This window comes from Nocardioides glacieisoli (genome assembly GCF_004137245.1).
Lineage (GTDB): Bacteria > Actinomycetota > Actinomycetes > Propionibacteriales > Nocardioidaceae > Nocardioides > Nocardioides glacieisoli.
Genome location: NZ_SDWS01000007.1, coordinates 177,557 through 204,012 on the forward strand (window position 1 = coordinate 177,557; position 26,456 = coordinate 204,012).

Genomic DNA, 26,456 nt, shown 5'->3' on the forward strand with positions numbered 1-26,456 from the left:
CGGCCGATGGCGTCGTACACACTCACGGCCGGGCAGACAACGCCGTCGACCGTACCCGCGAACGCCTGAGACGCCGAGTCGTCAGGACCGGACCGGCACCATGGGGCCATGACCGGGACGTCGCAGACCCGCCTCGTCGGGCTGGACGTCGCCCGCTGCCTAGCGCTGCTCGGCATGGTCGCCACCCATGTCCTCGACGAGCGCACGTCGTCGGGGGACCTCACCGCGGCGCAGTGGCTGGCGGGCGGTCGCGCCTCCGCGCTCTTCGCCGTGCTCGCCGGTGTCAGCCTGGCGCTGATGACCCGCGAGCCGCTGCGGGGGCGACCCCTGGCGGCGCGCACCCTGGCGATCGCGGGACGGGCGTTCCTCATCGGGGCGCTCGGGTTGCTGCTCGGCGCCCTCGACACCGGTATCGCGATCATCCTCACCTACTACGCAGTGCTGTTCGTGCTGGGCCTGCCGTTCACGTTCCTGCGCGTGCGCTGGCTCGCGCCGCTCGCCGTCGTCTGGGTCGTCGCGGCGCCGGTCGTCTCGCACCTGGTCCGTCCCGAGCTGCCCGACCGCGGCTTCGAGAGCCCGGCCTTCGACCAGCTGGGCGATCTCCCGCAGCTGGCGAGCGAGCTGCTGCTGACCGGCTACTACCCGGCCCTCCCGTGGCTGGCCTACCTGCTCGCCGGGCTCGCCCTCGGCCGGCTCGACCTGCGCGACCGCTCCCTGCTGGGAGCGCTGGCCCTCGGCGGCCTCGGCACCGCCGTGCTCGCCACGCAGGTCTCGCGCACGCTCGCCGACCCGGCGATCGCCTCGGAGAACGCCACCGGCATGTACGGCACCACGCCACCCGACGGCGACTGGAGCTGGCTGCTGCTCGCCGCACCCCACTCCGCGACGCCCTTCGACCTCGCCCAGACGATCGGCAGCGCGGTCCTCGTGATCGCGTGCTGCCTCCTGCTCGAGCGGTCGCTGCGGCCCGCGGGGACCCGCGTCCTGGCGGTCGTGTTCGGCGCCGGCGCGGCGACGCTCACGCTCTACTCCCTGCACGTGGTGATGCGCACGGACGACGTGTGGCCGCCGGAGGAGCCGTCGGCGTACCTCTCCCACGTCGTCGTCCTCCTCGGCCTCGGCGCCGCCCTGAGGCTGTTCCGGCTGCGCGGGCCGCTCGAAGTGGTGGCGGGGCTGCCGGTCCGGCTGGCGCGGCGCGTGGCACCAGGTCAGCGCAGCGGCACGAACCGGTAGCGACCGTGCTCGGTCACGACCGCGCCCGGCTGGGTCACCCGCAGCATCGTGCCGGCCACGGGGATCACGAGCACGCCGTCGTCCGCGAGCTGGTCGACCAGCGTCGAGGGGAGCGCGTCGGGCATGGCAGACACCAGGACCCGGTCGTACGGCGCTCCGTCCGGGTCACCGACCACTCCGGGCGTCGCGAGCCGGATGCTCGCCCACGGGCGGTCGACGGCGGCGAGGTTGCCGGACCCGAAGGTGACGAGCGTCGGCTCGAGCTCCACGCCGACCACCACACCCTCCGGACCGACGAGGTGCGCCAGCAGGGCGGTCGTCCAGCCGGACCCCGCGCCGACGTCGAGGACCCGCTGCCCGCGACGTACGTCGAGCAGCCGCAGCATGTCGTCGACGGTGCGCGGCTGGGAGTTCGTCTGGCCGGCCGCGATGGCCAGCGGACCGTCGTACGTCGCCCGCCGCCGGACCCCGCGCGGGAGGAAGGCCCGCCGCGGGGTCGCGGCGAACGCCTCGCCCACCGGGTCGACGGGGTCGCTCACAGCCAGGTGTTGTCGTGCTCGCGCATGAAGCGGTCGTACGCATCTGCGTCGAGGTCGCCCATGCCGGCGGCGAGACCCTCGAAGTACGCCTCACGCGGGGCGCCGGGCGCGAAGTGGAGCAGCATCTTCGCGGGGCCGTCCTCGTTGCGGAACCCGTGGATCCCGCCGGCCGGCACGTGGGCGAAGTCGCCGGCCGCGCACTTCACCCAGTCGGTGCCGTCGTAGATCGTGACGATGCCCTCGAGGACGTAGAAGGACTCGGTGATCGAGCGGTGGAAGTGGGCGTCCGGACCGCTCTGCGGCCCGGCGAACTCCCACCTGTAGAGGCCGAAGGTGCCCTGCGTCTCGGTGCCCTGCGCGAGGTAGAACACCTTGTTGCCGTTGGGGTAGACGACCGCGGGCTCGATCCCCGCCCGCACCACGTGGGCGGAGACCTCGCCGGAGCCGCCGTGGTAGATCGGCGGTGGGTAGCTCATCGGGCAGTGGCTCCTTCGTAGGTGTCCTTCACGTCCTGCGGCGCGGCCGTGTTGGGCTGGCTGATCCGGACGTGGTTGCCGAACGGGTCGCGGATGCCGAAGTCGGTGCCGTAGGGCTGCTCGACCGGCTCCTGGGTGATCTCGACGCCTGCGTCACTGAGGGCGGCGTACGTGGCGTGCACGTCGCTGCTCTGGAGGAAGAGCCCGCCGAGCGCGCCCTTCGTGACGAGCTCGCGGACCTGGGTCGCGGTGGACTCGTCGTGCTGCGGCCCGCCGACGAGCTCGAGGAGCAGCGAGGTGTCCTGGCCGGGCACACCGACGGTGAGCCAGCGCATGAAGCCGAGGTCGATGTCGTCGCGGACCTCGAAGCCGAGGTGGGTGGTGTAGAAGTCGAGCGCCTCGTCCTGGTCGAGGACGGGCACCGAGCGGATGTGCAGTGAGGTGATGTGGTTGGAGTTCATGACGACGACGCTAACGAGCCTCCGCCCCGGTCCGCTTCTCCGAAACGACTGTCCCGGGCTTCCTCCGCCGCGCGGGGGCGCGTCCACGCGGCGATGAAGCAGGACGGCACCGCGACCGGCGCGTGCTGCGTCCGGAACTCGGTCGGGGACAGCCCGACGATGGTGCTGAAGGTCCGGCTGAAGGTGCCGAGGCTCGCGAAGCCGACGTCCCACGCGACGTCGGTGACGGGCCGGTCGGTCTGGCGCAGGAGCGTCATCGCCCGCTCCACCCGGCGGCGCTGGAGGTAGCGGTGCGGCGTCTCGCCGTAGACGTCCTTGAAGACCCGACCGAACCGGGAGGGCGACAGGTGCGCGATCGCCGCCAGCGTGGGTACGTCGAGGGGCTCGGCGTAGCGGCGGTCCATCTCGTCGCGGGCACGGAGCATCCGACGGTTGGTGTCCTCCTGGGCGGACAGCGACGGGGCCATGCGGCCGAACCTAGCCGGGAGCGGCGGGGAAAGGGCAGCGGCACGGCCCCGGGGGGAAGCCGTGCCGCTGCGGTGCGTTGAGGGCCAGTGCCCGTCGCCGTGGTGATGCGGGGATAGATCGCCGTACTCGGTCGGGGGGGATGAATACGGTGGCGGCGGGAGCGGGCCCGCGGAACGCGGCCGCTCCGGTCTCATCAGTGACCGGACATTCAGGGTGTCGTGCCGCCTCCCTCGTCGGTCGGTGACGGCTGGTCCGTCGGCTTGCCGGGCGGCGTGCTCGGCTTGCCGGTGGGCTGGTCGGTGGGCTTGCCGGTGGGCGTGCTCGGTGTCGGCGTCGGCGTCGCTGACGGCTTGCCGGTCGGCTTGTCGGTGGGCTTGCCGGTCGGCTTAGCAGTGGGCTTGCCGGTCGGCTTCGAGGTCGGCGTGGGCTTCGAGGTCGGCGTGGGCTTCGACGTCGGTGTCGGCTTCGAGGTCGGCGGGCCGATCAGGCCGACGCAGTAGGCCGCGACCTGCTCCGCGCCGCCGGCCTCGGCGACGAGCGCGGCGAAGGCGGCGCTGTCGAGCGACGACCCCTTGCTCGAGTGGTCGGTCGCCTGGAACGCCCGGCAGAGGCCCGCGAAGCTCGGGGTCGGGCTCGACGTGCCGGCGGACGGGCTCGACGTGCCGGCGGACGGGCTCGACGTGCCGGCGGACGGGCTCGACGTGCCCGTGGACGGGGACGTGGTCGTGGACTGCGGTGTGCCCGACCCGCTCGTCCCGGGTCCACCGGTCTCGGACGCCTCGTCCCCCGGGGTCGCAGAGGTGCTCGATGCCTCCGACGGCAACGGGTTCTTGGCGACGGACTCGGTGGCCCGGTCGGAGGCCTGGCCCGGAAGGCCAGGAATGTGGGGCAGGTCGGCCGAACCTGCGAGCGCGAAGCCGCCCGTGGCGAGCGCCACGACCGCGCCGGTCGCGACGACGGCGCGCACGGCGGCACGGCCTCCGCGGCGGGGGGGCGGCACGATCACCGTCCCGGCGCCCGGAGAGGGGACCATCGCGGTGCGCAGGAACACCGCTGCAGCGGCGTCCTCGCGGCCGAGCTCACCCGGCTGGGCCGGACCGCCCGCCGCTGCCAGCGCCTTGCCCAGCGCGCTGCCGTGCCCTGCGGGGTCGTCGAGCAGTCGCTCGGCCTCGCGGCGGGACAGGTGGCGATGAGGGATGCGCATCTCACTCCGTTCAGCGCCGCAGGGGGCGCGGGTGTTACGGGTGGCGGTCGATTTTCTTCGCGAGCTGCCGCAGTCCGCGGAAGGACGCGGCCCGCACGGCGCCGGGTGACTTGCCCAGGATCTCCCCCGCGGTCACCGCGTCGAAGCCGAGCACGGTGCGCAGCATGATGGCCTCCGCCTGGTCGGGCGGGAGCGACGAGACGAGCGCGAGGGCGGCCTGCGAGTCCACCCGCCCGAGCGTGTCGCCCTCGACGTCGGCGTCGTCGAGGAGGTCCACCATCTCCTCGACCGTCCGCTCGTCGGTCGGTCGGCGCCGGTTGTGGCGCAGGTGGTCGAGGGCGCGGTTGCGCCCGATCGTGGTGACCCAGCCACGGAACCCGTCCGCGTCACCGGTGAAGCGGTCGAGGTCGCGGAACGCCTGCGCCCAGGTCTCGCTGGCGACGTCCTCCGCCTCGCCCCGCCCGACGAGGACCGACAGGTAGCGCAGCAGCGGAGGCTGGACGGCCCGATAGACCGTGCGGAACGCTCGCTCGTCCCCCGCGAGCATCTGCTCGACGGCAGGGTCGAGCGGGTCCGGACCGGGCACAGGCTGGTTCTACCCCACGGACGTGATGGATCACAGGTCGGGCGGTGTGTGTCGTGCGCCCGGGGCGCTCAGCCCCGCGGCGGGCGGGGGAAGAACAGCGGGACGCGAGCGGCGTACTCGTCCCATCCGGGTCGCTGCGACATCGTCTTCTCGAGCAGCTTGGCGCCGGTCACGTTGCGGATGAAGTAGGTCATCGCGACGGGCGCGAAGATCGTCGCCAGCCCGGGCACCCAGCCGAGCGACAGCGCGCCGGCGACCCACAGTCCCCACCAGACGCAGGCGTCGCCGAAGTAGTTGGGGTGTCGCGTCCACGCCCACAGCCCCGTGTCGAGGACCGGCGGGCGCTGGTCGCGGGGACGGGAGCGGTACGCCGACAGCTGGGCGTCGCCGACCACCTCGAAGAACACGCCGATCGCGAACACGGCCACGCCGATCCAGACGACGGGCCACCAGCGGACGTCGTAGGCCGCGGCGACGTGCAGCGGGAAGGAGATCACCCAGGCGACGACCGCCTGCGTCAGGAAGACGCGCAGCAGCACCTTGGCGGCGCCTGCGTGCCAGCCCGGTCCGCCGAGCATCGCCTCGTAGCGTGGGTCCTCGCCGTGGCCCTTCGACCGCTTCGCGATGTGCCAGGCCAGCCGACCGCCCCAGAAGGTGACGAGCACGGCCAGGAGCCAGGAGTGCGGGTCGGGCCAGACGACGGCGAGGACCAGCGCGATCGCCACGAAGACGGAGCCCCACGCGACGTCGACGACCGCGACCCGGTCCACGCGGCGACTGACCGCGGCCGTGACGCCCATGACCGCGAGCGCCGCGAGGAGAGCGACGAGGCTCTGGGTCACCATGTGCGGACGGCGGGCAGCGTGTGGTCACCGCCGGGGCGCACCGACAGGATCTGGTCGACGCCCATCCGGCCGTCGCGGAAGGCGAGCGCGCCGCCGACGAGGTAGAGCCGCCAGACGCGGACGACCTCCTCGCCGACGAGGTCGCGGATGCGGTCGAGATTGGCCTCGAAGTTCTCGATCCAGCCGGCGACGGTCAGCACGTAGTGCTCGCGCATCGCGTGGACGTCGCGGACCTCGAGGCCACCCGCCTCGATGAGGCCGACGGTCTCGCCGACGGGTCGCATGGTCATGTCGGGGGCGATGAACGACTCGATGAAGGGGCCGCCGCCGGGGTGCTTGCCACCGCCGACGCCCTGGCGCGACATCTGCTGGACGAGCACGCGACCACCGGGTCGCACCGCGCGGCGGAGCACCTCGACGTAGGTCGCGTAGTTGGTGGCGCCGACGTGCTCGCCCATCTCGAGCGAGCCGACCGCGTCGAAGTGGTCGCGCTCGGGCACCTCGCGGTAGTCCTGCAGCCGGATCTCGACCCGGTCCTGCAGGCCACGCTCGGCGATCCGGGCGTCGATGAACTTCTTCTGCTCGGCCGCGATCGTCACGCCCGTGACCTGGGCGCCGAAGTGCTCGGCGGCGTGCAGCGACAGCGAGCCCCAGCCGCAGCCGACGTCCAACATCCGCATGCCCTCGGCGAGTCCGAGCTTGGTGCAGACGAGGTCGAGCTTGGCGCGCTGCGCCTCCTCGAGCGGGACGTCGGGGGTCGCGTGGTAGCCGCAGCTGTAGGCCATCTGCGGCTCGAGGATCAGGGAGTAGAACTCGTTGGAGAGGTCGTAGTGATGGCTGATCGACGAGCGGTCGCGCGCCAGGCTGTGCAGCCGTCCCTTGATCTTCGCCTGCGACGCCGGTGCCGCGGGCGGGCGGCCGAGCGCGCCGAGGCCGGAGGCGGTGCGGATCGCGTCGACCATCGCGCGCGGCGAGAGGCGTACGCCGGACAGGCCGCGCTCGGCGCCGACGGCGAAGGCGTGCGTCAGCGCGGACTCCAGCGTCCAGCCGTCCTGCTCGGGCACGTCGAGCTCGCCGGTGACGTAGGCCTGGGCCGCTCCGAGCTCGCCCGGGTGCCAGAGCAGCCGCCGCAGCGCGTCGGGCGAGCGGAGCACCACGAGGGGAGCACCCGCGGGACCGGCGACGGAACCGTCCCAGGCCTCGAGCCGCACCGGGAGGTCGCCGCCGATGAAGGGACGGACCGCCTCGGCGAGTCGGTGCGCGACGCCGGTGGCCGTCGGGTGTGGTGCGGTCGGACGGGGTGCCGTCTGGGTCACGTGTTCTCCCTGGTGAAGGTCAGCTGCGAGACGTTGATGTAGCCGCTCGCGAAGCCAGCCTGCGAGTACGCGAGGTAGAAGTGCCACACCCTCATGAAGAGGTCGTCGAAGCCGAGTGCGTGCACGGCGTCGCGCTGCGACAGGAACCGGCGGTCCCAGCGGCGCAGCGTCTCGGCGTAGTGGCTGCCCATCTCGAGCTGCTCGGTGAGGCGGAGGGTGGTCTCGTTGCGCGTGATCTGGTCGATCACCTCGACGCTCGGCAGGAAACCTCCGGGGAAGATGTACTTGTTGATCCAGGTCTGTCCGTCGCGGGTGGCGAGCATCCGGTCGTGCGGCATCGTGATCGCCTGGATGGCGACGCGGCCGCCGGGGGCGAGGACCTGGTCGATCGTCTGGAAGTAGGTGCCCCAGAACTCGTGGCCCACGGCCTCGATCATCTCGACGGACAGCACGGCGTCGTACGTCGCCCCGGTGGCGGCGAGCGCGCGGTAGTCCATCAGCTGGACCGTCACCCGGTCGGCGAACCCGGCCGCGGCGATCCGCTCCTCGGCGAGCTCGAGCTGCTCGATCGACAGGGTGATCGTGCGCACGGTCGCACCGCGACGGGCCGCGCGGATCGCGAGCTCGCCCCAGCCGGTGCCGATCTCGAGGACGCGGGTGCCGTCGGTGACGCCGGCCTCGTCGAGGAGCCGCTCGATCTTGCGGCCCTGCGCCTCGGCGAGGTCGGGGCTGTGGAGGACCGGGTCCGCACTGTCGGTGGGCTCTGGTGGAGTGGCGACGAGGTGGTCACCGACGGAGCCGGGCCCGGCAGTGGTCAGTGTGGAGGAGGTGTCGAAGAGGGCGGAGGAATAGCTGAGGGTGTCGTCGAGGAAGAGCTCGAACATCTCGTTCGACAGGTCGTAGTGGTGCGAGATGTTGGCCTGGCTGTTGGCTTCGGTGCTGCGCTGGTGCCCGGGCAGGCGCGGCGCGAGGAAGGCGCGCATCCGCTGCAGCGGCTCGGGGATCAGGGTGGCGATCCGAGCGGCGGGCACGGTGAGGAACCCGGCCAGGTCCTCGGCGTCCCAGGCGCCGGTCATGTAGGCCTCGCCGAACCCGATGAGGTGGTCGCGACCGAGGCGCGCGTAGAACTCGTCGGGACGGTGGATGTGCATCGTCGGGCCGCCCTGGCCGAGGCGACTGCCCGAGCGACCCTCGACCACGGTGATGTCGAGGCGGTTGACGGCGGCGTGGAAGAGGCGCTTGGCGACGGCAGCGGAGATCGCGGTGCGGGGGCCGCCGCGCAGCGGCTCGAGGGAGGGCACGCCCTGGGTGGAGGCGACGGGTGCGCCCTGGTCGCGTCGGTTCTTCTCGAGGGTCATCGGACGCCCTCCTGTCGGTGGGTGGGGCGGGGGCGGATCGGCAGCCGTCGCGCCCACAGCCAGATGCCGTGGGCCCGGATCAGCGCGCTGCCGCGCAGCGCGGCGCCGAGGGTGGTGCGGACACCGGTGTCGCTGCGGGTGCCGGTGAGGCTCGCGCTGAAGGGCGACGCGCCTCCCGCCCCGGACCGGTCGTGGTCGCGCAGGGTCACCGCGACGTGGAGCCGGTCGGTCGGGATCGGCACCGCGACGTCGTACGTGCCGTCGACGCCGTGGAAGGGCGAGACGTACATCGCCTTGTCGGTCGTCGCGCGCCCCTGCTCGTCGGGGTGGACGAGGTAGGCGTGGCGGTCGCCGTAGGTGTTGTGCACCTCGACCACGACGCCGGCCTGCCGGCCCTCGTCGTCGAAGCACCAGAAGACGCTGATCGGGTTGAAGGCGTGCCCCAGCGAGCGGGGGTTCGCGGCCATCAGGATCGTGCCGGCACCCTTCGTTCCACTGGCACCGAGCCGCACGTCGTGACGCTCCAGGAACGACTCGACGTTGGCGCGCAGGGTGCGGTCGGGGTCGCCGAGGTGGTCGCGAGCCTCGAAGCGGGCGAGGACCCCGTGGTCGGGGAGGTCGTCGAGGTCGACGAGCCAGAAGCTCGAGGAGTGCTCGAAGGACCGCTTGAAGGGCGTACGCCGCGTGTGGCGGATCGTCGTCTCGAAGCGGCCGGGCGTCGGCAGGACCGGCGCGGTGCGGGTCCACGGGAGGCCGAGCCGGGTCGCGGCGGCCAGGCCGGAGCGCGCACCGTCCTCGTGGAAGCCCCAGCCGTGGTAGGCACCCGCGAAGGCGATCCGGTCGGTGTCGATCTCCGGCAGGCGGCGCGAGGCGGCCACCGACTCGGGCGTGTAGAGCGGGTGCTCGTACTCCATCCGGTCGATCACCGTGGCCGGGTCGACGAGGTCCTCGCCGCCGAGGGTGACGAGGTAGTGGGTGTCGGTCGGCAGCCGCTGGAGGCGGGTCAGGTCGTAGGTGACCGTCACGGCACCGGTCTGGTCGGCCGGTCGGAAGAAGTTCCACGACGCGCGGGCACCCTCGGCGGCCGGGAGCAGCGAGGTGTCGGTGTGGAGCAGCGCCGGGTTGCTGCTGTAGGGCAGGGCGGACAGCAGCTCGCGCTGGAGGTCGGTCGGCGCCTCGAGCATGCCGAGCGCCTGCGCCGGGTGCGTCGCGACGACGACCGCGTCGAAGGTCGTCGTGGTGCCGCTGCCGTCGGTGACCTCGACGCCGTCGGCCAGCTCGCGGATCGAGGTCACCTTGGTGTCGAGGCGTACGTCGTGGAGGCCGGCGGCCACGGCAGCGACGTAGGTCCCGGAGCCGCCGGTCACCGTGCGCCACTCGGGCGACCCGAAGACGCCGAGCATGCCGTGGTGCTCGAGGAAGGTGAAGAGGTAGCGCGCGGGGTAGTCGAGCGAGGTGGCGGGGTCGCACGACCACACGGCCGCGACCAGCGGCTCCATGAAGTGGCGCACGAAGCCGGGCGTGAAGCGGCCCTCGTCGAGGAACTCGCGCAGCGTCTGGTCGGAGCCGTCGTCGTCGGCCGCCAGGACCGCCCGGGCACGACGGTGGAAGCGCGGGATCTCCAGCAGCATCCGCCAGTGGGCGCGCGACGTCAGCGAGGACCGCTGGGCGAAGAGCCCGCGCGCGCCCAGCGCACCGGCGTACTCCACACCGGTGCCGGCGTCGCTGACCGACAGCGACATCTCGCTGGGCTGGGTCGCGATGCCGAGCTCGGCGAAGAGCCGCAGGAGCGTCGGGTAGGTGCGTCGGTTGTGCACGATGAAGCCGGTGTCGATCGCCAGCTCACCGTCGTCGGTCGGGACGCGGTGCGTGTCGGCGTGCCCGCCCAGCCGGGCGTCGGCCTCGTAGAGCGTGACGTGGGCCGTGCGCGACGCGACGTGCGCTGCAGTCAGTCCGGCCACGCCGGAACCGACGACGGCGATCCGTCGTGGGGCGGCCATGGTCACGTCGCCTGGGTGAGGTCGAACAGGGCGATGGGCTCGGAGGTGGGCTTGGTCGACCCGCCGTCGGGCTCCACGGTGATGCCGACCGCTGCTGCGTCGGCGGCCGAGCCGTCGAGCACCAGGGTCTGGTCGGCGGCGTCGGGCATCAGCCCGGCGGACGTGAAGACGCCGTCGGGGGACATGAGCCAGAGCTCGTAGTCCTTGCCCTCGGGCGCGGCGGTCATGTCCTCGGTCTGGATGACGGCCCGGTCGTGCGACTTGGAGCGCGTGACGGTCGCCTGGCCGGTGTCACCGAGGTCCAGGAAGACCTCCTGTGCGTCGGGGGCGTCGAGGATCTGCTCGGCGGCAGTGAGGCGGGTCGGCGTCTCCTCCGACCACGGCTGCCACACGACGGCGCCGAGACCGACGATCAGGACGGCGGCCGCAGCCACGAGAAGAGGGAGGCGGCGCCGGAGGGTCGTCGCGGGGGTCGGCATGGGAGTCACGACGGGCGGCAGGGGCCGCACCTGGGCGATCCCGGCGAGCACCGAGTCGCGCAGGGAGGCCGGCGGGGAGATCGAGACGCTGTCGGCGAGCAGGGCCGCGGTCTCCCGCAGCTCGGCAACCTCGAAGCGGCAGTCGTCGCACTCGTCGAGGTGCTGCTCGAAGCGCGCACGCTCCAGGTCGTCGAGGGCGTCGACGGCATAGGCCCCCGTGAGCTTGTGCAGATCGCTCATGAGGTGACTCCCATCAGGTCCCGCAGACGGATCAGTCCGTCGCGTATTCGTGTCTTGGCCGTGCCCAACGGGACGTCGAGCAGGGTGGCTACCTCTGTGTGCGTGTAGCCACCGAAGTAGGTGAGCTCCACGGCCTGGCGTTGTACGTCGGTCAGGGTGGCGACCGCGTTGCGGACGCGAGTGGCGTCCAGCGAGGCGTGTGCTGCTTCTGAGGTCTGGTCGTGGTCGATCGGTGCTGTCTCGCGGTTCCAGGTCACGTCGCGAGCGGTGGCCGCCTCGACCGAGCGGACCCGGTCGACGGCCTTGCGGTGCACGATGGTGAGCAGCCAGCCGGCTGCACTCCCTCGTTGGGCGTCGTACCTGGCGCTGGAGCGCCAGGCGTCGAGGTAGGCCTCCTGGGTGACCTCCTCGGCGTGGGCCGGGTTGCGCACGACGCGCAACGCCAGTCCGTACGCCCGGGCGGACGTTGCGTCGTAGAACTCGGCGAAGGCGGCCTGGTCTCCCAGTGCCGCCTGTCCGAGGAGGCCGGCCAGTCGGGCTGCGTCGCCCCCGGACGGGGCGCCCGCTGCGGGCGCCCCGTCCGGTACAGGCACGGGCCTCACGTGTTCCACGTCAGCATCCTTGCGTATTCGTCGAGGTGACGAATCACATCGCCGGCATCAGGACCTGGTCGACGACGTAGACCGTCGCGTTGGCGGTCTGCACGTTGCCGCAGACGACGGTGGCGTCACCGATGGTGAAGTTCTCACCCTCGCCCTCGACGGTGAGGGTGTCACCGGCCAGGGTCTCGAGCTCGCCCGCGACGGCGTCGGGGGCGAGGCGCTCGCCGATGACGTGGTGCGTCAGGACGGTGGTCAGCGCCTCCTTGTCCTTCAGGAGGGCGTTGAGGTCCTTCTTCGGGATGGCGGCGAACGCGTCGTCGGTGGGCGCGAAGACCGTGAGGGCCTCGGCCGAGTTGAGCGTGTCGACGAGACCGGCCTCGGTCACCGCGGCGACCAGGGTCTTGAGGAGCGGGTTGTTCGAGGCGGCGGTGGCGACCGGGTCGTCGGCCATGCCCTCGACGGAACCCTCACCCGAGGTGGGGACGCCGGCGCAGCCGGGACCGAACGGACCGTCGGCCATCGGCTCCTCGGACTCCATGGGCTCCTCCGAAGGCGTCTCCGAAGGGGTCTCCGAGGTGGTGGTCTCGTCGGAGGCCGTGGTCGAGTCGTCCTCGCTGCCACAGGCCGCGAGGCCCATCGAAGCGGTCAGGGCGAGGGCGGCGAGGCCCATGGAACGGGTGCGGAGCTTGGTGTTCATGGCGTGCCTTTCGTTTGGTCAAGACGTGTGGTGGGGCCGTGCGGCCCGCTGTCGAGAGGTGTTCGGCACCCCTCGGACGGTGGATGGGTGATTTCGGAAAAAAACTTTGGACAATCTGTGGACAAAGCGAACGCGGCACGGCGGGTGGAGCGTGGCGCAGGTCCTGGAGGCGCAGGACCTGCGTCACGCACCACCCGCCGTGGGAGGTGTGCGGAACCGGGGTCAGCCGACGGAGACCGAGATCTCCTGGAGCCCGCTCGAGCCCTCGGGGAACGGCCGCGCCCGGACGTCGGTCTGGAGCTCGCCGTCCTTGTTGGTCGCGCGGCAGGAGATGAAGTGCTGACCGGGCTTCGCGTCCCACTCGAAGTACCACTGCCGCCAGTAGTCGTCGGTCACCTGCGGGCCGAGCTCGGCCGGCTGCCAGGCCTCGCCGTCGATGCGGACCTCGACCTTGTCGATGCCGACGTGCTGCGCCCAGGCGATGCCGCCGATGACGACCTTCCCGGCCTTGCTGTCGGAGAACGGCTTGGGGGTGTCGACCCGGCTCGAGATCTTGATGGGGGCGTCGATCGCCCACTCCCGCTCGGTCCAGTAGGCCTGCTCGGCGTCGTACGTCGTCAGGGTCATCCGGGTGATCCACTTGCACGCGCTCACGTAGCCGTAGAGCCCGGGGACGACCATCCGAGCGGGGAAGCCGTGCTCGCGGGGGAGCGGCTCGCCGTTCATGCCGATCGCGATCAGCGCGTCGCGGCCGTCGATGGCCACGCCGAGCGGCGTCGAGATGGTCATCCCGTCGACGTCCGTCGAGAGGATCTGGTCGGCCTTCGTGGAGTCGATGCCTGCCTTGGCCAGCACGTCCTTCAGCGGGACTCCGAGCCAGCGGGCGCCGCCGACGTAGGGCCCGCCGACCTCGTTGGAGACGCAGGTGAGCGTGATGTCGCGCTCGACGGTCTTCATCGCGGCGAGCTCGGCGAAGGTCAGGGTGATCTCCTGGTCGACGTCGCCGTCGATGGTGAGCGTCCACGAGTCGACGTCGACGGCGGGCACCGTGAGCCGTGTGTCGACACGGTAGAAGTCGGCGTTCGGGGTCCGCAGCGGGCTGATGCCGTCGTACGTCGCCTCGAGGCCCTGCGGGAAGGAAGGCGCGGGGTCGGCGGCGGTCGGCAGCGCGATGTCGGTTCCGCCGAGGCGGTACGACGTCACGAAGCGACCGAGCGCCCCCATGGTCACTGCGGCCGCGGCAAGGCCGCCGGTCGCCAGCACGACCCCGCGCCGGCTCGGACCGTCGACCCCACGCGACGACCGATCGGGACCCCGGTCCGAGACACGGTGCAGCCACCAGAGAGAGGTGGCGGCAACGGCCGCGGTGGCCAGGGCGGGTAGGAGGTCCAGCGGCCCGGAGCCCGGGCGCAGGACTGCGAGCACGCCGGCGACACCGGCGAGCCCGACGAGGATGAGCAGGCCGACCGTCTCGCGGCGGTCCGCGATCACGCCGGCGATCGCGGCGAGCAGCAGCACGACGACGGTGACCGAGCCGACCAGCACGAGCTTGTCCGCGGTGCCGAACTGCCGGATCGCGAACTCCTTGAGCGGGGTCGGCGTCAGGTCGATGACCGTGGAGCCGGTCGCCAGGACCGGGGAGGCGGCGGGCACGGTGAGGGCCGCGACCAGGTGCCCGGCAGCAAGGCCGACGAGCGTCGCGAGGACGCCGTACGTCGCGTGGAGCAAGGTGCGGCGTCGGTCGCGTGGGGCGGAGGTCTGCATGCCGGGTGTTCGGAGCCAGAGGCCCTGCGGATGGGCCGTGCGGCAGGATGACCGCCATGCCAGACGAGACCGACGCCCCCGACCAGTCGTCCTCGGCGCTGGTCCACTACGCCGTGTCCGACGCCGTCGCCACGATCACCCTCGACAGCCCGGCCAACCGCAACGCGCTGAGCCGCCAGCTCGTCACCGAGCTGTTCGGGCACCTCGAGCGGGCAGGCGCGGACGACGACGTACGCGCGGTGCTGGTCGAGAGCAGCGGCAAGGTGTTCTGCTCCGGCGCGGACCTGTCGGAGGCCACCACGGAGGGGATGGAGGTCGGAGCGCGGCGCATCGTCGACCTGCAGCGGCTGATCGTCACCCTCGACAAGCCCGTGGTCACGAAGAACCTCGGCGCCGTCCGCGCAGGCGGCATCGGCATCGTCGCCGCGGCCGACATCGCCGTCAGCGCCGACGACGCGACCTTCGCGCTCACCGAGGTCAAGCTCGGTCTGGCCGCGGCGATCATCAGCCTCACCGTCCACCAGCGGATGCACCCACGGGCAGCGGCCCTCACCACGCTCGGTGGCGAGGTGTTCACCGGCGTCGAGGCGGCGGCGTACGGCCTCGTGACGAAGGCGGTGCCGGCCGACCGGCTCGACGACGAGGTCGCCGCGATCTGCGCGAGCCTGGCGACGGGGGCGGCCCAGGGCCTGCGCGAGTCGAAGCGGATCCTCAACCGCGACCTCGTGGCCCGCATCGACGCCCTCGGCGACGAGATGGCCACGACCAGCGCGCGGCTCTTCGCGAGCGACGAGGCCCGCGAGGCGATGACGGCCTTCCTGTCCCGCGGTCGGTAGGTCACTGGCTGCATCTGCGGACCCCGGTGGGCCGGAGAAGTGGGTGACACCGTCCGACGAAGGAGACCCGCATGGCACCGTCCACCACCCGTGAGCTGTCCGGAGCCCGGATCGCGGTGGTCGGCGCGAGCGGTGCGCTCGGCTCGCTGATCGCGGCCGAGCTCGAGCGCCGGGGCGCCCGGCTGCTCGTGGTGGGGCGCGACGCCGATCGCCTCGCCGCCCTCGGGACCGGCATCCCGGTGGTCGCCGACCTCGGCGACGCCGGCGCCGGCGCCGCGGTCGTCGCCGCGGCTCACGAGCACCTCGGCGGTCTCGACGGACTCGTCAACGCTGCCGGCGTGGTCGCCTTCGGGACGCTCGTCGACACCCCGGACGAGGTCGTCGAGGAGCTGTTCCTCACCAACGTCGTGGGACCGCTCTTCCTGCTGCGCCGGGTCCTGCCCCTCCTGGAGGAGTCGCGCGGCTTCGTGGTCCAGATCAGCGCCGTCGTCGCCGAGCGGCCGCTGCCACGGATGGCGGCGTACTCCGCCAGCAAGGCCGCGCTGAGCGCGGTGGCCACGGCGCTTCGCACCGAGCTGCGGCGCAGCCGCGTCGACGTGTACGACGTCCGCCCGCCGCACACCGAGACAGGGCTGGCCTCCCGTCCCCTGTCCGGCGAGGCGCCCGCGCTGCCACAGGGGCTCGACGCGGCCGATGTCGCCCGCCGGATCGTCGACGCGATCGCGGCCGGCGAGCAGGACCTCGCTGCCGAGGCCTTCGAAACCACCCCATGACGTTCTTCTCCTCCGCTTCGCTCCTCCGAACAACGCCACGGGGACCCCGGTGACAGCGCGATGAGCCTTGCCGATCCCGCTCCGTGGCTGCTCCTGGTCGCTGGTGCGCACCTGGGCTTCCAGCTCACGGTCGACCTGGTCGTCTACCCGGCCCTCGGCGAGGTCGGGCCCGAGGGGTGGGCGAGCGCCCACGCCGGCCACTCGCGACGGATCACCCCGGTCGTCGCCCTTGTCTACGTCCCGTTGGTGCTGGTGCTCGGCTGGGTCGCCGTCGCAGATCCGCGCGACGTCGGCACCTGGGTCGCGCTCGCCGGTGGCCTGGTCTCCGTCGGGGCGACCGCGGCGGTGGCCGCGCCGATCCACGGGCGGCTCTCGTCGGTCGACGCGGACGAGCGGGAGGTCCTGCTCGACCGGCTCGGACGGGCCGACCGCGTGCGCACCCTCGGGGCGGTCGTGTGCGTGGTCGGGGCCCTTCTGCTCGTCGGGTGAACCGGGTCAGGGCCGGCTGCGGGCGATCATCCTGACCAGCCGCGGTGACGCCAGGCCGAGGTAGGTCTCGGTGGCGGGGAGGCCGAGGGCGGCCTGCAGGGTCCCGCACTGCGTCGGGTCGATCGCCAGCGTGCGCATCGTCCCGGTCTGGTCGCCCAGCACCACGACGTACGACGTCGCGTCGGGGTCGGGGGCGCACTCGGCCACCCCGTCCAGGTAGCCGGTCGTGGCCGCGGCGCGGATCGCGTCGGAGGCCGAGGGCGGCACCCGCCACTGGTCGACGAGCGTGCGGCGCTGGCCGTCGCCCGAGTAGGCGCACACGTCGACGAGGACTGCTGGCATCGGCAGCACGGGCACGGTCGACTGCCACGGCTGCTCGGCGTCATCGGCGAGCTGCGCGGCCGACGCGCCGTCGGAGTTGGTCGCGGTCGTCGTGAAGCGCCGCGGACACCGGACGGGACCCGGCGGCGGGTCGGCGGGCGCCTGGCCGGCGGCGTCCATCAGCAGGGTCGTCTCGAGCTGGCTGAAGAGCGTGGTGTCGCGCGTGCTGCACCCGGTGTCGCCCGCCAGCTCGGCGATCCGGCCGTCGGCCAGGCCGACCTCGATCCGGAACCGGCGGGCAGGACCCGCTGTCGGGCCGCCGTCGACGGCACACACGCGGCGTCCGTCCTGCGTCTGCCAGAGGGTCGCGGCGACGGCCACGGCCAGGTCGCCCGTGACCACCCCGGCCGGGTGGCGTACACGCTGGGAGTCTCCTTCCGCGGCCAGCGGGCAGAAGCGCACCCACTCCGCTTCCTGCGCGCCGATCTCGTCGGTCGGGGCGGTCGCCCGCACGACGCAGTCGGAGGACCGGGGAGCCGCAGCCGGCTCGTCGTCGGCCACGAGGCCGGGCACGGTGAGGGCAGCGACCAGCACGAGCAGGCCGACCGCGACGGCGGCCAGCACGGACCACCCGGTGCGAAGTGTCACGAGATGCACGCTAAATGAGTGGGTGCGGCCTTGCGGCGCTAGGCTTGTCGGTCTGTCCGAGCGGGTTGGACACAGGTCATCGGGGGATGAGGAGCAGGACGTGAGCGAGGAGCTCGAAGCACGCGAGATCGCCGCGGAGCAGCACTACGTCGACGAGGTCTACGTCCAGCTCGAGGCGTCCACGCAGAACGCGAAGGCGCTCGCAGCGGAGGGACGCAACCGGGGCAGGCTGGAGCACGAGGGCGGTCTCGTCGAGCGCGACGCGATGCTCTTCCAGGCCGCGAAGCGGATCGCCCAGCTCGACGCCGCCCACGAGGGCCTGGTCTTCGGCCGCCTCGACCTCGACCCGTCGATCGACGTGCTGCCGCGCTACATCGGTCGCATCGGCGTCCGCAACGCCGACCGCGACGTGCTGCTCATCGACTGGCGCGCGCCCGCGGCCGGGGTGTTCTACCAGGCCACCGCCGCGACCCCGCAGGGCGTCGTACGCCGCCGGGTGCTGCGCTCGCAGCACCGCACCGTCATCGGTGTCGAGGACGAGCTCCTCGACGACCAGGCCGAGACGGACCTGCCGATCGTCGGCGAGGGTGCGCTGATGGCGCAGCTCTCCCGCGCCCGCGACCGGTCGATGCACTCGATCGTCGCGACCATCCAGGCCGAGCAGGACAAGGCGATCCGTGCGCCCGGCAAGGGCGTCGTGTCGATCTCCGGCGGACCGGGCACCGGCAAGACCGTGGTCGCGCTGCACCGCGCGGCCTTCCTCCTCTACTCCGACCGTCGTCGCTACGAGGGTGGCGGCGTGCTCGTCGTCGGCCCGAGCGGCGTCTTCATGCGCTACATCGAGCGCGTGCTCCCCAGCCTCGGCGAGACGGCTGTCGCACTGCGGTCGCTCGGTGAGGTCGTCGGCGGCGTCCGCGCGACGCGCCACGACGAGCCGGCGGTCGCCGACGTCAAGGGCTCCTCGCGGATGGCGGAGCTGATGCGGCGTACGTCGCGCCAGCACGCGCCCGGCGCCCCGACCAGCTTCCGCATCTACTGGCGCGACGACACCATCGTGCTCGACCCCGGCCTGCTCGGCCGGCTGCGCCGCCAGCTGATGTCGCAGGGCCGCCGCAACCGCCAGCTGCCGCGCGTCGCGCGCACGCTCCTCGACGCGATGTGGCGCCAGGTGCAGGGCGAGCGCGGTCGCGAGCGTGGGCGTGAAGCCTTTGACGACGACATGCTCGGCCACGCCGGCTTCGTCGAGTTCGCCTCGGCCTGGTGGCCGCCGCTCGACGCGAAGACCGTCTTCGGCTGGCTGCGCGACCCGGAGTTCCTGTCGCGGGTCGGCGAGGGCGTCATCAGCCGCGAGGAGCAGCTGCTGCTCGCCAAGTCGTGGGCCGCCGACAGCGTCTCGATCGAGGACGTGCCGCTGCTCGACGAGCTGCGCTACTCCCTCGGCGACGTGCCGCAGCGCACCGACGACGAGCGCGACCTCGACGAGACCGGCCTCCTCGAGGGCGGCGTCGACCTCCAGGAGCTCACCACGATCTCCGAGCGGGAGTACGCCCCCGGCGGCCTGCCCTGGTCGGCACCGACCCACCGCATCGAGGACGACGGCTACGCCCACGTCCTCATCGACGAGGCGCAGGACCTGACGCCGATGCAGTGGCGGATGGTCGGTCGCCGCGGTCGTGCCGCGAGCTGGACGATCGTCGGCGACCCGGCGCAGTCGTCGTGGCCCGACGCACCCGAGGCCACCCGCGCGCGCCTCGAGGCGCTGGAGGGCAAGGAGCTCCACGAGTTCCACCTCTCCACCAACTACCGCAACTCCGCGGAGATCTACGCCTTCGCGGCCGACTATGCCCAGCGCGTGGGCCTCGACGCCGACCTGCCCGATGCCGTACGCCGCACCGGCGAGGACCCGCGGGTCGTGGGTCCGGTCGACGACCTCGAGGCTGCCGTCCGCTCGGCGGTGACCGAGACGGCCGGGCGCGTGCAGGGCACCGTCGGCATCGTCGTCCCGGTCGCCCGGCGCTCGGAGGTCAACGCGTGGCTGGCGTCGTGGCCCGAGCTGGCGTCCGACGCCGCGGGTGCCCGCGCGGCGGTGGACTCCAGCGTCACGCCGAGCGGCGAGGACCGCGTCGTCGTGCTCACCGGGCTGGACACCAAGGGCCTGGAGTTCGACGGCATCGTGGTGGTGTCGCCGCAGGAGATCGAGGACGAGTCGGCCACGGGTCGAGCGACGCTCTACGTCGTGCTCACGCGTGCGACGCAGCTGCTGACCACGGTCGGCTGACCCGCGCGTCGATTCCACCGCTGTTGGTGGCTCTTCGTAGCATCGTCGGACACGGATGCGACGAGACCTTGTGGGGAGGCCGATGACCCGGCACTCGGACACGCTGGTGGGCAGGTCCCTGTGGCGTGCCGCCGTGCTCGGCGGCACCCTGCTGTTCCTGGCCACGGCCTGCGTGAGCCCGGGCTCGTGGCCGAGGAAGATCTCCGACATTCCTTCGGTCACGTCCCCGACGGAGACCGTCGTGCCGGAGGAGGTTCCGCCGACGACGCAGCCTCCTGCCGCCCCCGAGTGGCAGGAGGTCTTCATGGACCACTTCGACGGGGTTGCCGGCACGCCCCCCGGCCAGTGGCACCCGATGACCGGCTGGAACGGAGCCACCCTCAACGGATCGGGCCAGCTCGACGTGGGCCACCTCAGCCAGATCCGGTCAACGCCGGGCTGGTCCCTGCCGGTCGGCACCCAGGTGCGCGTCTCCGCGAGCCTGATCATGCCCGACACGGGGAGCAACTACGCCGCCCTGTGGGTGCAGCACCCCGACGCCGGTGACCCGCGCGAGATCGACGTGATCGAGAGCTACGGCCCGCTGAAGGCCGCAGGCGCCCAGCTCGGCTCCCACCTCTGCTACGACGAGACGCTCGACAACGGCGTGGACGAGTGCGGCGCCGTGGGCCGCACGGCCGAACTCGCGGGCGTCAGCCACAGCTTCGCCGACGGCGTGAAGCCGTGGCAGTCCTACTGGGAGTACCACGCCGAGTTCACCGTCGGCTCCGACCGGGTCTGGTTCCAGGCGCGGGACGGCTCGGGCAACCTCGCCTACACCGCGGCCACGTTGCCCGACGTGCGGCGCGTGCCGGGCAACGTGGTCCCCTTCCACCTGCGGCTGTCCAACAAGGACGTCGCTCCCGACGACGCGGTCGTCGGCGGCGAGCAGCACAGCATGCTCGTCGACTGGGTGGCGGTCCAGGTCAAGTACCCCACCGCCGTCGGCTGACGCCAGCGTCCGCCCGGCTGCCCGCTGGTCGAGTAGTCGGCGAGGAACGAGCGGACGTATCGAGACCTACCGGTTGCTGGTTGAGGTGCGAGCGCAGCGAGCCTCGAAACCGGCCTGTTGACGACGAACCCACTGTCGGTGATCTCGTCTACAATCGAACACATGATCGACACGCTGAGGGGACTCGGAACAGGCGAGGACGCCCTCACCGCCTCCGACCTGCTCGCGTCGATCCGTGCCTCACGCGACCTCGAGAACGCCGAAGCAGCTCGTCAGCTCGACCTCGCTGCCCGCTGGGCCGACCTCCACCCACCCGAGTCCATCCACTCCGCGGCCGCCTTCACCGTCCCGGGCACCGACCACGAGGAACCCCTCGCCGGCGAAGGCTGCCCGCTCATCGCGGAGTTCGCCATCGCCGAGCTCGGCACCGTCCTCGGGATCTCCTCCACGTCGGCGAAGAAGCTCATCGGCCACGCCCTCGAGCTGCGCCACCGGCTCCCCCGGTTGTGGACGCAGGTCCAGTCCGGGCACGTGCCCGCGTGGCGGGCACGCACCGTCGCCGAGACGACCATCCACTCGACTCCTTCGCTGACACGCGAGGCTGCTGCGTTCGTGGACGCGCAGGTCGCTGCGGTCGCCGGGAGGATCGGACCTGCACAGCTGGACCGGCTGGTTGCGGAGACCATCAAGCGCTACGACCTCGCCACTGCGGACCCGGCTTCTGACCCCGAAGACGGCTACCTCTCGGTCGACCCCCGCCACGCGACGTTGCACGACGAGGACGTCCACTTCGCCGGGACCATGCGGTTCGAGGCTGAGCTCGACATCGCCGACGCCCTCGACCTCAACCACGCCCTGACCCAGAAGGCAGCCGAGCAGAAGGCCCTCGGCTCGACCGAGTCCCTGGACGTACGACGCGCCAAGGCACTGGGTGACCTCGCCCGCACCCAGACCGCCCTCGACCTCCTCAACTCCTCCGGTGGTCGAGTAGCCGGTGAGGAACGAGCAACACCCCTCGACGGTCGAGTAGCCGGTGAGGAACGAGCCGGCGTATCGAGACCCGACCTCCCCACCGCCCGCGAGGTGGTCCTTCACGCCCACTTCGACGCCAGCACTGTCGGCGAGCAGACGGTGTTCGGTCCGACCGGCCGGATGGAAGAACGCCAGCGGCTGCTCCTGCTCGCCCAGATCAAGGGCTGGTGCGGCGACTCCCTCACCACGATCACGATCAAGCCCGTCATCGACCTCAACACCCACCTGACCGCACCCGGCTACGACATCCCCGACCGCATCCGCGACCAAGTGACTCTCCGGGACCAGACGTGCGTGTTCCCGTGGTGCACCCGACCCGCACGGGGCTGCGACATCGACCACGTCATCGCCTTCGACCACGACGCCGCAGCCGAAGGCCGACCACAACCCGGACCCACGACGTCCGACAACCTCGCGTGTCTGTGCCGGTTCCACCACCGACTCAAGACCCACACCGCCTGGCGCTACCGCGTCACCGGACCAGGCTGCTTCGAGTGGACCAGCCCCCACGGCCACCAGTTCCGACGCGACCCCACCGGAACCACCCCGATCCACAACGACCACCCCGACCCACCCGGCATCCCACGACCCCGCCGACGATGACGCCGCCCCGCACCCCGCCAGTCCTCACGATGGCGGGGGCATGGCCATGCTCGGACGTGCTCGCAGCAGCTCCGTCCACCTCTCTTCCGCGGCCGCACTGCGTCGACGACACTGAGGTCATGCGTTCAGGGGGACGGCTGGGGTACGCCGTGGTGCTGTTGCTCGGCGTGCTCGGAGCGGCTGCCTGCGGCGAGCAGGACTCCTCAGGTGCCGCCGGGCAGCCGTCCCCGTCCGGGACGGCGACCGAGACGTCACCCGAGACGCCGACCGGGACGCCGGCTCCGACCTACGAGCCGCCCGAGCTCGACCGGACCGAGCTCGACGCCAACCTGGCTGCCCTCTCGGCCGAGGACGCGGCGCTCGCCGACCACTACCTGCACGCCAAGGGCGCCGACCGCATGGACGAGGGCACCTGGATCGTCGCCGCTCCATTGACGGTGGCCGAGGCCAAGGAGCGGCTGCTCGGTCCCGGCGCGCAGCCGTTGGCCGCGAAGCAGCTCGACGCCGAGGTCGACTTCGACCATTCGGCGTACGCCTTCCTGCAGGTGGGCGACGGTGTCGTCGCCTGGGAGGACACCGGCTTCGCGGACCCTCCCAAGCGGCTCCTGGCGGCGTTGTCCGAGGGTGGCGCGGTCAGCGCAGTGGCCACGGACAACATCGAGGCGATGACGCGCTTCGGCTACGCGCGTGACGGCGAGATCGTGTTCGACGCGTTCGAGTACGCGTTCGTCGACAGCCTCGACGACATCCCCGCCGAGGTGCGTGACCTCGCGAGGCTCGCGTGGTCCGACCCGGAGGGCCCGATGGTCGAGATCGCCGACTGGGCGGCGGTCGCCCAAGCGATGAGCGAGAAGGTCACCGGCGTCCGCGCGACGCCGTCGGTCCTGGACGCCGACGAGTGGTACGTCGTGCCGGTGCCGTGGGGAGTGATGGAGGACTACTGACCCTCACGCCGCCTCAGCTCTCACCCGTGATGTGGAGGTCGAGGCCCCAGGCGACGCCCTTGGCGATCGCGCCGGTCAGCAGGAACGCGACCCCCACGACGAGGAGCGCCAGTCCTAGGAGCAGGGGGAGCTCTGCTTCGGCGAGGGTCCACGCCCCCAGGAAGGTCAGGACGACGCCAGGAACAAGCGCGAAGGCCGCCGTCGACGGAGTCGGGTCGTCGACCTGCTGGCCAGTACGTCGGATCATGCGCGGATCCTGCCACGCGCCCCGTCCCTCCGCTGATGTTCCGGATGACCCGCCAGAGCGCGCTGCCCCGCGTCTGAATCGGCCGGAAGTACGAGCCGCAGACCGGTCATCCGGCCGGTCGAGATCGGGCTCCGAGGACGATCCGCCCGACGTCCGCGTCGGCGACCGTGGAGGCACGCGGTCGTCCGACCGCGGCGAAGGAGCAACGAGATGAGCACGACGACCCTGCCGGACGTCCGGGTGGCGCGCGACGAGCAGATCGCGGGCGCTCTGGCGCTCGCACTGGCGGCCTCGCTGGCGGTCCAGAACGCCGTGGTGATCTGGGTCGGAGCACCGAGCTACGCGGACCCGATGACCGAGGTGCTCGCCTTCCACGCGGACCACCGGAGCGCGGTCGCGATCGCGGTCGGCCTCGAGGCGCTGAACCTGCCCCTGCTGCTCGGTCTCCTCGTCTGCATGGTCGGGCTCGTCGAGCGACGCGGGGGAGCGGGAGCAGCCTGGTCGCGGCTCGCCGTGGCCGCGGGCGCGGTCCTCTCGGCGGTCTTCGCGCTCTACGCCGTCCTCTGGATCGGCGTCGTCCTGGCCGCGGACGGATTGACTGAACCGACCCCGCTCCTCGAGCTCGTCTGGCAGATGCACGCGGGCGCCTTCGCGCTGGTGATGCCGGCGCTCGGCACCACCTTCGTCGCCGTCGCGCTGGCCACCCACGCGGGCGGGCTGACGGCGCCGTGGCAGCGGTGGCTCGGCCTGGCCGGGGGAGGACTGCTGGTCGTCGCGGGGACGGCCTGCCTGCCGATCGCGGACGGCTCGTCGCTCCTGTTCGTGGGGATGCCGGGGTACGCCGCCTGGCTCGTGTGGCTGATCGCGACCGGCGTACGCCTGGTGCGCAGCGCGTCGTAGCCGACCGACCGCGCGGGTGTCAGCGCAGGCGCGCGTCCGGCAGCACCGGCCCGGCGGCAGCGGCAGGTCGGCCGAGGCCGGCAACGGCGCCGAGCACGAGCACGATCCCCACGACGGCGACCGGGCCGAGCGCCTCCCCGAGCACCACCGCCGCGACCACCGCAGCGGTCACCGGTTCGACCAGGCTGGCGGTCACCGCGGTGCTCGGCGCGACGACGCGCAGCCCGGAGTAGAGCAGGACGTAGGCCAGCGCCATCGTCAGCGCACCGAGGTAGACCAACCACGCCAGCGCCACCACGTCGGTGGTGACGCGCGGCCCGTCGACGACGGCCAGGCAGGGCAGGAGGACGGCCGCCCCGACGAGGGTCATGCCGCTCGTCAGCACCAGCGGCGACGACGTACGACTGACCGATCCGCCCGCCACGGTCGTGAGGGCGTACGTCGTCCCGGACGCGACCGCGAGCAGCACTCCGGCCACCGGGTCGGGGCCGGTCGACGACGCGTGCCCGGCGACGCTGACGAGCACGAGCCCGACGAGGGCCGCGCCCAGCACGCCGAGCCGGGACGGCGCCGGCGCGCGGCGGTCCCGTGCCGACTCGAGGACGGTGAGCAGCACGGGCGCGAGCCCGAGGCTGACGACCGTCGAGACGGCGACGCCGACCTGGGTGACGGAGACGAAGTAGAAACCTTGGTAGGCCGCCGTGCCGGCGCCGACCACGAGCAGCTGGCGCGGGTGCCGGCGGGCGAGATCGACGAGCTCGCCACCGCGCCGCAGCGCGACGAGTGCGACCAGCAGCACCGCGGCCGCGATCGCCATCCGCCAGGCACTGATCGTGACGGGCGAGAGCGCCTCGTGCTCGCGGATCAGCTGCACGGCCAGCCCGCCGGTGCCCCACAGGACGCTGGCAGCGCCGACCTCGAGCAGGCCGCGCAGGTGTGACCGCGACCCCTGGCTCATGGACGGGAGTCTGTCAGCGCCACGCCGCCTCGACATCCGGGTTTCGCCCCTCGACTCCTAGGGTGTGGGCCATGTCCTCATCGCGGCTGAATCAAGCAGGTGGTCGAGTCCTCGTCACGGGTGGCGCCGGCTTCATCGGTACGACCCTCGCGCGGCAGCTCGCCGACTCCGCCGAGCAGTGGGTCGTGCTCGACAACCTGCACCCCCAGGTGCACCCGGGTTCGCAGCCCCCGGCCGACCTGCCTGACTCCGTCGACCTGCGCATCGGTGACGTCACCAGCGCCGACGACCTCGACGCCGTCGTCGCCGACCTGCGTCCCGACACCGTCGTCCACCTGGCCGCGGAGACGGGCACCGCGCAGTCGCTCTCGGAGAGCACCCGCCACGGCATGGTCAACGTCGTCGGCACCACCCAGCTGCTCGACTCCCTCACCCGGGCCGGCCACGTGCCCGGCCACTTCGTGCTCACCAGCTCGCGCGCGGTCTACGGCGAGGGCGTGTGGCGCAACGCCGACGGCTCGACCTTCCAGCCCGGCCTGCGCACGCATGCGCAGCTCGAGGCGGGGCAGTGGGACCACGGCGACGGCGCCGCCCACGTGCCCAACACCGTGGCCGGCACGCACCCGAACCCGATCAACGTCTACGGCGCGACCAAGCTCGCGCAGGAGCAGATCCTGTCCGCGTGGACCGGTTCGCACGACACCCGCCTCTCGGTGCTGCGCCTGCAGAACGTCTACGGCCCGCGCCAGTCGCTGTCCAACCCCTACACGGGCATCGTCTCGCTCTTCTCGCGGCTGGCCCGCGAGGGCGAGTCGATCCCGCTCTACGAGGACGGCGACATCACCCGCGACTTCGTCTACATCGACGACGTCGTCAGCGCGCTCGTCGCCGCGATCGCGCACCAGCCGGCCGACCACATGCGGACGGTCGACGTCGGCAGCGGCGTACGCACCACGATCGGCGACCTGGCCCGCGAGATCGCCCGCTACCACTCGGCGCCGGAGCCGCACGTCACCGGCCAGTACCGCGACGGCGACGTCCGGCACGCCTCCTGCACGGTCGAGGACACCCTGCGGTCCCTCGACTGGCAGCCGCGGGTGAGCCTGCGCGACGGTGTCGCGGGTCTGCAGGAGTGGATCGCGACTCAGTTGGACTGAGACGCCGGCCG

Annotated in this window: 27 protein-coding genes; 10 read left to right on the forward strand and 17 right to left on the reverse strand. The window is 72.4% G+C overall.

The window, feature by feature from the left end; translation table 11 throughout:
• Nucleotides 1–108: 108 nt before the first annotated feature.
• On the forward strand, nt 109–1,233 hold the full coding sequence (locus tag EUA06_RS15945; RefSeq protein ID WP_129477563.1) for a heparan-alpha-glucosaminide N-acetyltransferase domain-containing protein: 1,125 nt from the start codon (nt 109–111) through the stop codon (nt 1,231–1,233).
• Here EUA06_RS15945 and EUA06_RS15950 read toward each other — a convergent pair.
• The 14 genes from EUA06_RS15950 to EUA06_RS16015 form a co-directional block, all read right to left on the reverse strand.
• Nucleotides 1,209–1,772: a protein-L-isoaspartate O-methyltransferase family protein gene (locus tag EUA06_RS15950; protein WP_129477565.1), complete on the reverse strand. Its 564-nt coding sequence runs from the start codon at nt 1,770–1,772 to the stop codon at nt 1,209–1,211. The two genes, EUA06_RS15945 and EUA06_RS15950, sit on opposite strands and share 25 nt — an antisense overlap.
• Nucleotides 1,769–2,248 carry a cupin domain-containing protein gene (locus EUA06_RS15955; protein ID WP_129477567.1) on the reverse strand — a complete coding sequence of 160 codons (480 nt, stop codon included), beginning with the start codon at nt 2,246–2,248 and terminating at the stop codon, nt 1,769–1,771. Before EUA06_RS15955 ends, EUA06_RS15950 begins: the two co-directional genes overlap by 4 nt.
• Nucleotides 2,245–2,709: a VOC family protein gene (locus EUA06_RS15960; RefSeq protein ID WP_129477569.1), complete on the reverse strand. Its 465-nt coding sequence runs from the start codon at nt 2,707–2,709 to the stop codon at nt 2,245–2,247. Before EUA06_RS15960 ends, EUA06_RS15955 begins: the two co-directional genes overlap by 4 nt.
• Nucleotides 2,706–3,176: a helix-turn-helix domain-containing protein gene (locus EUA06_RS15965; protein WP_129477571.1), complete on the reverse strand. Its 471-nt coding sequence runs from the start codon at nt 3,174–3,176 to the stop codon at nt 2,706–2,708. Before EUA06_RS15965 ends, EUA06_RS15960 begins: the two co-directional genes overlap by 4 nt.
• Before the next feature lie 209 nt (nt 3,177–3,385).
• On the reverse strand, nt 3,386–4,381 hold the full coding sequence (locus EUA06_RS15970; protein ID WP_129477573.1) for a hypothetical protein: 996 nt from the start codon (nt 4,379–4,381) through the stop codon (nt 3,386–3,388).
• A gap of 34 nt (nt 4,382–4,415) precedes the next feature.
• On the reverse strand, nt 4,416–4,967 hold the full coding sequence (locus EUA06_RS15975) for an RNA polymerase sigma factor (protein ID WP_207208385.1): 552 nt from the start codon (nt 4,965–4,967) through the stop codon (nt 4,416–4,418).
• 68 nt (nt 4,968–5,035) lie between these two features.
• The gene (locus tag EUA06_RS15980) at nt 5,036–5,812 is read right to left on the reverse strand and encodes a DUF1295 domain-containing protein (RefSeq protein ID WP_129477575.1); all 777 of its coding nucleotides are present in this window, start codon (nt 5,810–5,812) and stop codon (nt 5,036–5,038) included.
• On the reverse strand, nt 5,806–7,128 hold the full coding sequence (locus EUA06_RS15985; RefSeq protein WP_129477577.1) for an SAM-dependent methyltransferase: 1,323 nt from the start codon (nt 7,126–7,128) through the stop codon (nt 5,806–5,808). Before EUA06_RS15985 ends, EUA06_RS15980 begins: the two co-directional genes overlap by 7 nt.
• Nucleotides 7,125–8,486, reverse strand: coding sequence for an SAM-dependent methyltransferase (locus tag EUA06_RS15990; RefSeq protein WP_129477579.1), 1,362 nt, complete (start codon nt 8,484–8,486; stop codon nt 7,125–7,127). The genes EUA06_RS15985 and EUA06_RS15990 overlap by 4 nt, the downstream gene beginning before the upstream one ends.
• Entirely contained in the window at nt 8,483–10,486 is a 2,004-nt protein-coding gene (locus tag EUA06_RS15995; protein WP_129477581.1) for an FAD-dependent oxidoreductase, read from the reverse strand. Before EUA06_RS15995 ends, EUA06_RS15990 begins: the two co-directional genes overlap by 4 nt.
• A 2-nt stretch (nt 10,487–10,488) precedes the next feature.
• A complete protein-coding gene (locus EUA06_RS16000; RefSeq protein WP_129477583.1) occupies nt 10,489–11,205 on the reverse strand; it encodes an anti-sigma factor in 717 nt (238 codons plus the stop codon).
• A complete protein-coding gene (gene sigK, locus EUA06_RS16005; RefSeq protein WP_129477585.1) occupies nt 11,202–11,816 on the reverse strand; it encodes an ECF RNA polymerase sigma factor SigK in 615 nt (204 codons plus the stop codon). The genes EUA06_RS16000 and sigK overlap by 4 nt, the downstream gene beginning before the upstream one ends.
• Nucleotides 11,817–11,850: 34 nt before the next feature.
• Nucleotides 11,851–12,504, reverse strand: coding sequence for a fasciclin domain-containing protein (locus EUA06_RS16010; RefSeq protein ID WP_129477587.1), 654 nt, complete (start codon nt 12,502–12,504; stop codon nt 11,851–11,853).
• 222 nt (nt 12,505–12,726) lie between these two features.
• A complete protein-coding gene (locus EUA06_RS16015) occupies nt 12,727–14,268 on the reverse strand; it encodes a molybdopterin-dependent oxidoreductase (RefSeq protein ID WP_129477589.1) in 1,542 nt (513 codons plus the stop codon).
• Between the two features lie 56 nt (nt 14,269–14,324).
• Here EUA06_RS16015 and EUA06_RS16020 point away from each other — a divergent pair, with 56 nt between their 5' ends.
• The 3 genes from EUA06_RS16020 to EUA06_RS16030 all read left to right on the forward strand — a co-directional run bounded on the left by EUA06_RS16020 (nt 14,325) and on the right by EUA06_RS16030 (nt 16,366).
• A complete protein-coding gene (locus EUA06_RS16020) occupies nt 14,325–15,104 on the forward strand; it encodes an enoyl-CoA hydratase-related protein (protein ID WP_129477591.1) in 780 nt (259 codons plus the stop codon).
• Between the two features lie 71 nt (nt 15,105–15,175).
• The gene (locus tag EUA06_RS16025) at nt 15,176–15,877 is read left to right on the forward strand and encodes an SDR family NAD(P)-dependent oxidoreductase (RefSeq protein ID WP_165354419.1); all 702 of its coding nucleotides are present in this window, start codon (nt 15,176–15,178) and stop codon (nt 15,875–15,877) included.
• A gap of 60 nt (nt 15,878–15,937) precedes the next feature.
• On the forward strand, nt 15,938–16,366 hold the full coding sequence (locus tag EUA06_RS16030) for a hypothetical protein (protein ID WP_129477593.1): 429 nt from the start codon (nt 15,938–15,940) through the stop codon (nt 16,364–16,366).
• Nucleotides 16,367–16,372: 6 nt separating this feature from the next.
• Here EUA06_RS16030 and EUA06_RS16035 read toward each other — a convergent pair whose 3' ends face one another.
• Nucleotides 16,373–17,335, reverse strand: coding sequence for a hypothetical protein (locus EUA06_RS16035; protein WP_129477595.1), 963 nt, complete (start codon nt 17,333–17,335; stop codon nt 16,373–16,375).
• 100 nt (nt 17,336–17,435) lie between these two features.
• Between EUA06_RS16035 and EUA06_RS16040 the strand changes: the two genes are divergently transcribed.
• From EUA06_RS16040 to EUA06_RS16055, 4 genes are all read left to right on the forward strand, one after another.
• Nucleotides 17,436–19,613: a HelD family protein gene (locus EUA06_RS16040; RefSeq protein WP_129477597.1), complete on the forward strand. Its 2,178-nt coding sequence runs from the start codon at nt 17,436–17,438 to the stop codon at nt 19,611–19,613.
• Between the two features lie 82 nt (nt 19,614–19,695).
• Nucleotides 19,696–20,604, forward strand: a complete 909-nt coding sequence (locus tag EUA06_RS16045) for a LamG domain-containing protein (protein ID WP_129477598.1) — start codon at nt 19,696–19,698, stop codon at nt 20,602–20,604.
• 162 nt (nt 20,605–20,766) lie between these two features.
• The gene (locus tag EUA06_RS16050) at nt 20,767–22,239 is read left to right on the forward strand and encodes an HNH endonuclease signature motif containing protein (RefSeq protein ID WP_129477600.1); all 1,473 of its coding nucleotides are present in this window, start codon (nt 20,767–20,769) and stop codon (nt 22,237–22,239) included.
• A 119-nt stretch (nt 22,240–22,358) separates the two neighbouring features.
• The gene (locus EUA06_RS16055) at nt 22,359–23,183 is read left to right on the forward strand and encodes a DUF6461 domain-containing protein (RefSeq protein ID WP_129477602.1); all 825 of its coding nucleotides are present in this window, start codon (nt 22,359–22,361) and stop codon (nt 23,181–23,183) included.
• Nucleotides 23,184–23,196: 13 nt separating this feature from the next.
• On the opposite strand, the gene EUA06_RS16060 is transcribed toward EUA06_RS16055, so the two are convergent.
• Nucleotides 23,197–23,430, reverse strand: a complete 234-nt coding sequence (locus EUA06_RS16060) for a hypothetical protein (RefSeq protein ID WP_129477603.1) — start codon at nt 23,428–23,430, stop codon at nt 23,197–23,199.
• A 210-nt stretch (nt 23,431–23,640) separates the two neighbouring features.
• Here EUA06_RS16060 and EUA06_RS16065 point away from each other — a divergent pair, with 210 nt between their 5' ends.
• Entirely contained in the window at nt 23,641–24,330 is a 690-nt protein-coding gene (locus EUA06_RS16065) for a hypothetical protein (protein ID WP_129477605.1), read from the forward strand.
• Nucleotides 24,331–24,349: 19 nt separating this feature from the next.
• On the opposite strand, the gene EUA06_RS16070 is transcribed toward EUA06_RS16065, so the two are convergent.
• Nucleotides 24,350–25,288: a DMT family transporter gene (locus tag EUA06_RS16070; RefSeq protein WP_129477606.1), complete on the reverse strand. Its 939-nt coding sequence runs from the start codon at nt 25,286–25,288 to the stop codon at nt 24,350–24,352.
• Between the two features lie 71 nt (nt 25,289–25,359).
• On the opposite strand from EUA06_RS16070, the gene EUA06_RS16075 reads away from it, so the two are divergent.
• Nucleotides 25,360–26,445, forward strand: a complete 1,086-nt coding sequence (locus EUA06_RS16075; RefSeq protein WP_129477608.1) for an NAD-dependent epimerase/dehydratase family protein — start codon at nt 25,360–25,362, stop codon at nt 26,443–26,445.
• The last annotated feature ends 11 nt before the right edge of the window (nt 26,446–26,456 follow it).

What these genes read in the sequence shown, in the direction of transcription:
- EUA06_RS15945 (WP_129477563.1), top strand. Translation starts at nt 109, where the DNA reads ATGACCGGGACGTCGCAGACCCGCCTCGTCGGGCTGGACGTCGCCCGC.
- EUA06_RS15955 (WP_129477567.1), bottom strand. Translation starts at nt 2,248, where the DNA reads ATGAGCTACCCACCGCCGATCTACCACGGCGGCTCCGGCGAGGTCTCC.
- EUA06_RS15960 (WP_129477569.1), bottom strand. Translation starts at nt 2,709, where the DNA reads ATGAACTCCAACCACATCACCTCACTGCACATCCGCTCGGTGCCCGTC.
- EUA06_RS15965 (WP_129477571.1), bottom strand. Translation starts at nt 3,176, where the DNA reads ATGGCCCCGTCGCTGTCCGCCCAGGAGGACACCAACCGTCGGATGCTC.
- EUA06_RS15970 (WP_129477573.1), bottom strand. Translation starts at nt 4,381, where the DNA reads ATGCGCATCCCTCATCGCCACCTGTCCCGCCGCGAGGCCGAGCGACTG.
- EUA06_RS15980 (WP_129477575.1), bottom strand. Translation starts at nt 5,812, where the DNA reads ATGGTGACCCAGAGCCTCGTCGCTCTCCTCGCGGCGCTCGCGGTCATG.
- EUA06_RS15990 (WP_129477579.1), bottom strand. Translation starts at nt 8,486, where the DNA reads ATGACCCTCGAGAAGAACCGACGCGACCAGGGCGCACCCGTCGCCTCC.
- EUA06_RS15995 (WP_129477581.1), bottom strand. Translation starts at nt 10,486, where the DNA reads ATGGCCGCCCCACGACGGATCGCCGTCGTCGGTTCCGGCGTGGCCGGA.
- EUA06_RS16000 (WP_129477583.1), bottom strand. Translation starts at nt 11,205, where the DNA reads ATGAGCGATCTGCACAAGCTCACGGGGGCCTATGCCGTCGACGCCCTC.
- EUA06_RS16010 (WP_129477587.1), bottom strand. Translation starts at nt 12,504, where the DNA reads ATGAACACCAAGCTCCGCACCCGTTCCATGGGCCTCGCCGCCCTCGCC.
- EUA06_RS16015 (WP_129477589.1), bottom strand. Translation starts at nt 14,268, where the DNA reads ATGCAGACCTCCGCCCCACGCGACCGACGCCGCACCTTGCTCCACGCG.
- EUA06_RS16020 (WP_129477591.1), top strand. Translation starts at nt 14,325, where the DNA reads ATGCCAGACGAGACCGACGCCCCCGACCAGTCGTCCTCGGCGCTGGTC.
- EUA06_RS16025 (WP_165354419.1), top strand. Translation starts at nt 15,176, where the DNA reads ATGGCACCGTCCACCACCCGTGAGCTGTCCGGAGCCCGGATCGCGGTG.
- EUA06_RS16030 (WP_129477593.1), top strand. Translation starts at nt 15,938, where the DNA reads ATGAGCCTTGCCGATCCCGCTCCGTGGCTGCTCCTGGTCGCTGGTGCG.
- EUA06_RS16045 (WP_129477598.1), top strand. Translation starts at nt 19,696, where the DNA reads ATGACCCGGCACTCGGACACGCTGGTGGGCAGGTCCCTGTGGCGTGCC.
- EUA06_RS16050 (WP_129477600.1), top strand. Translation starts at nt 20,767, where the DNA reads ATGATCGACACGCTGAGGGGACTCGGAACAGGCGAGGACGCCCTCACC.
- EUA06_RS16055 (WP_129477602.1), top strand. Translation starts at nt 22,359, where the DNA reads ATGCGTTCAGGGGGACGGCTGGGGTACGCCGTGGTGCTGTTGCTCGGC.
- EUA06_RS16060 (WP_129477603.1), bottom strand. Translation starts at nt 23,430, where the DNA reads ATGATCCGACGTACTGGCCAGCAGGTCGACGACCCGACTCCGTCGACG.
- EUA06_RS16065 (WP_129477605.1), top strand. Translation starts at nt 23,641, where the DNA reads ATGAGCACGACGACCCTGCCGGACGTCCGGGTGGCGCGCGACGAGCAG.
- EUA06_RS16070 (WP_129477606.1), bottom strand. Translation starts at nt 25,288, where the DNA reads ATGAGCCAGGGGTCGCGGTCACACCTGCGCGGCCTGCTCGAGGTCGGC.
- EUA06_RS16075 (WP_129477608.1), top strand. Translation starts at nt 25,360, where the DNA reads ATGTCCTCATCGCGGCTGAATCAAGCAGGTGGTCGAGTCCTCGTCACG.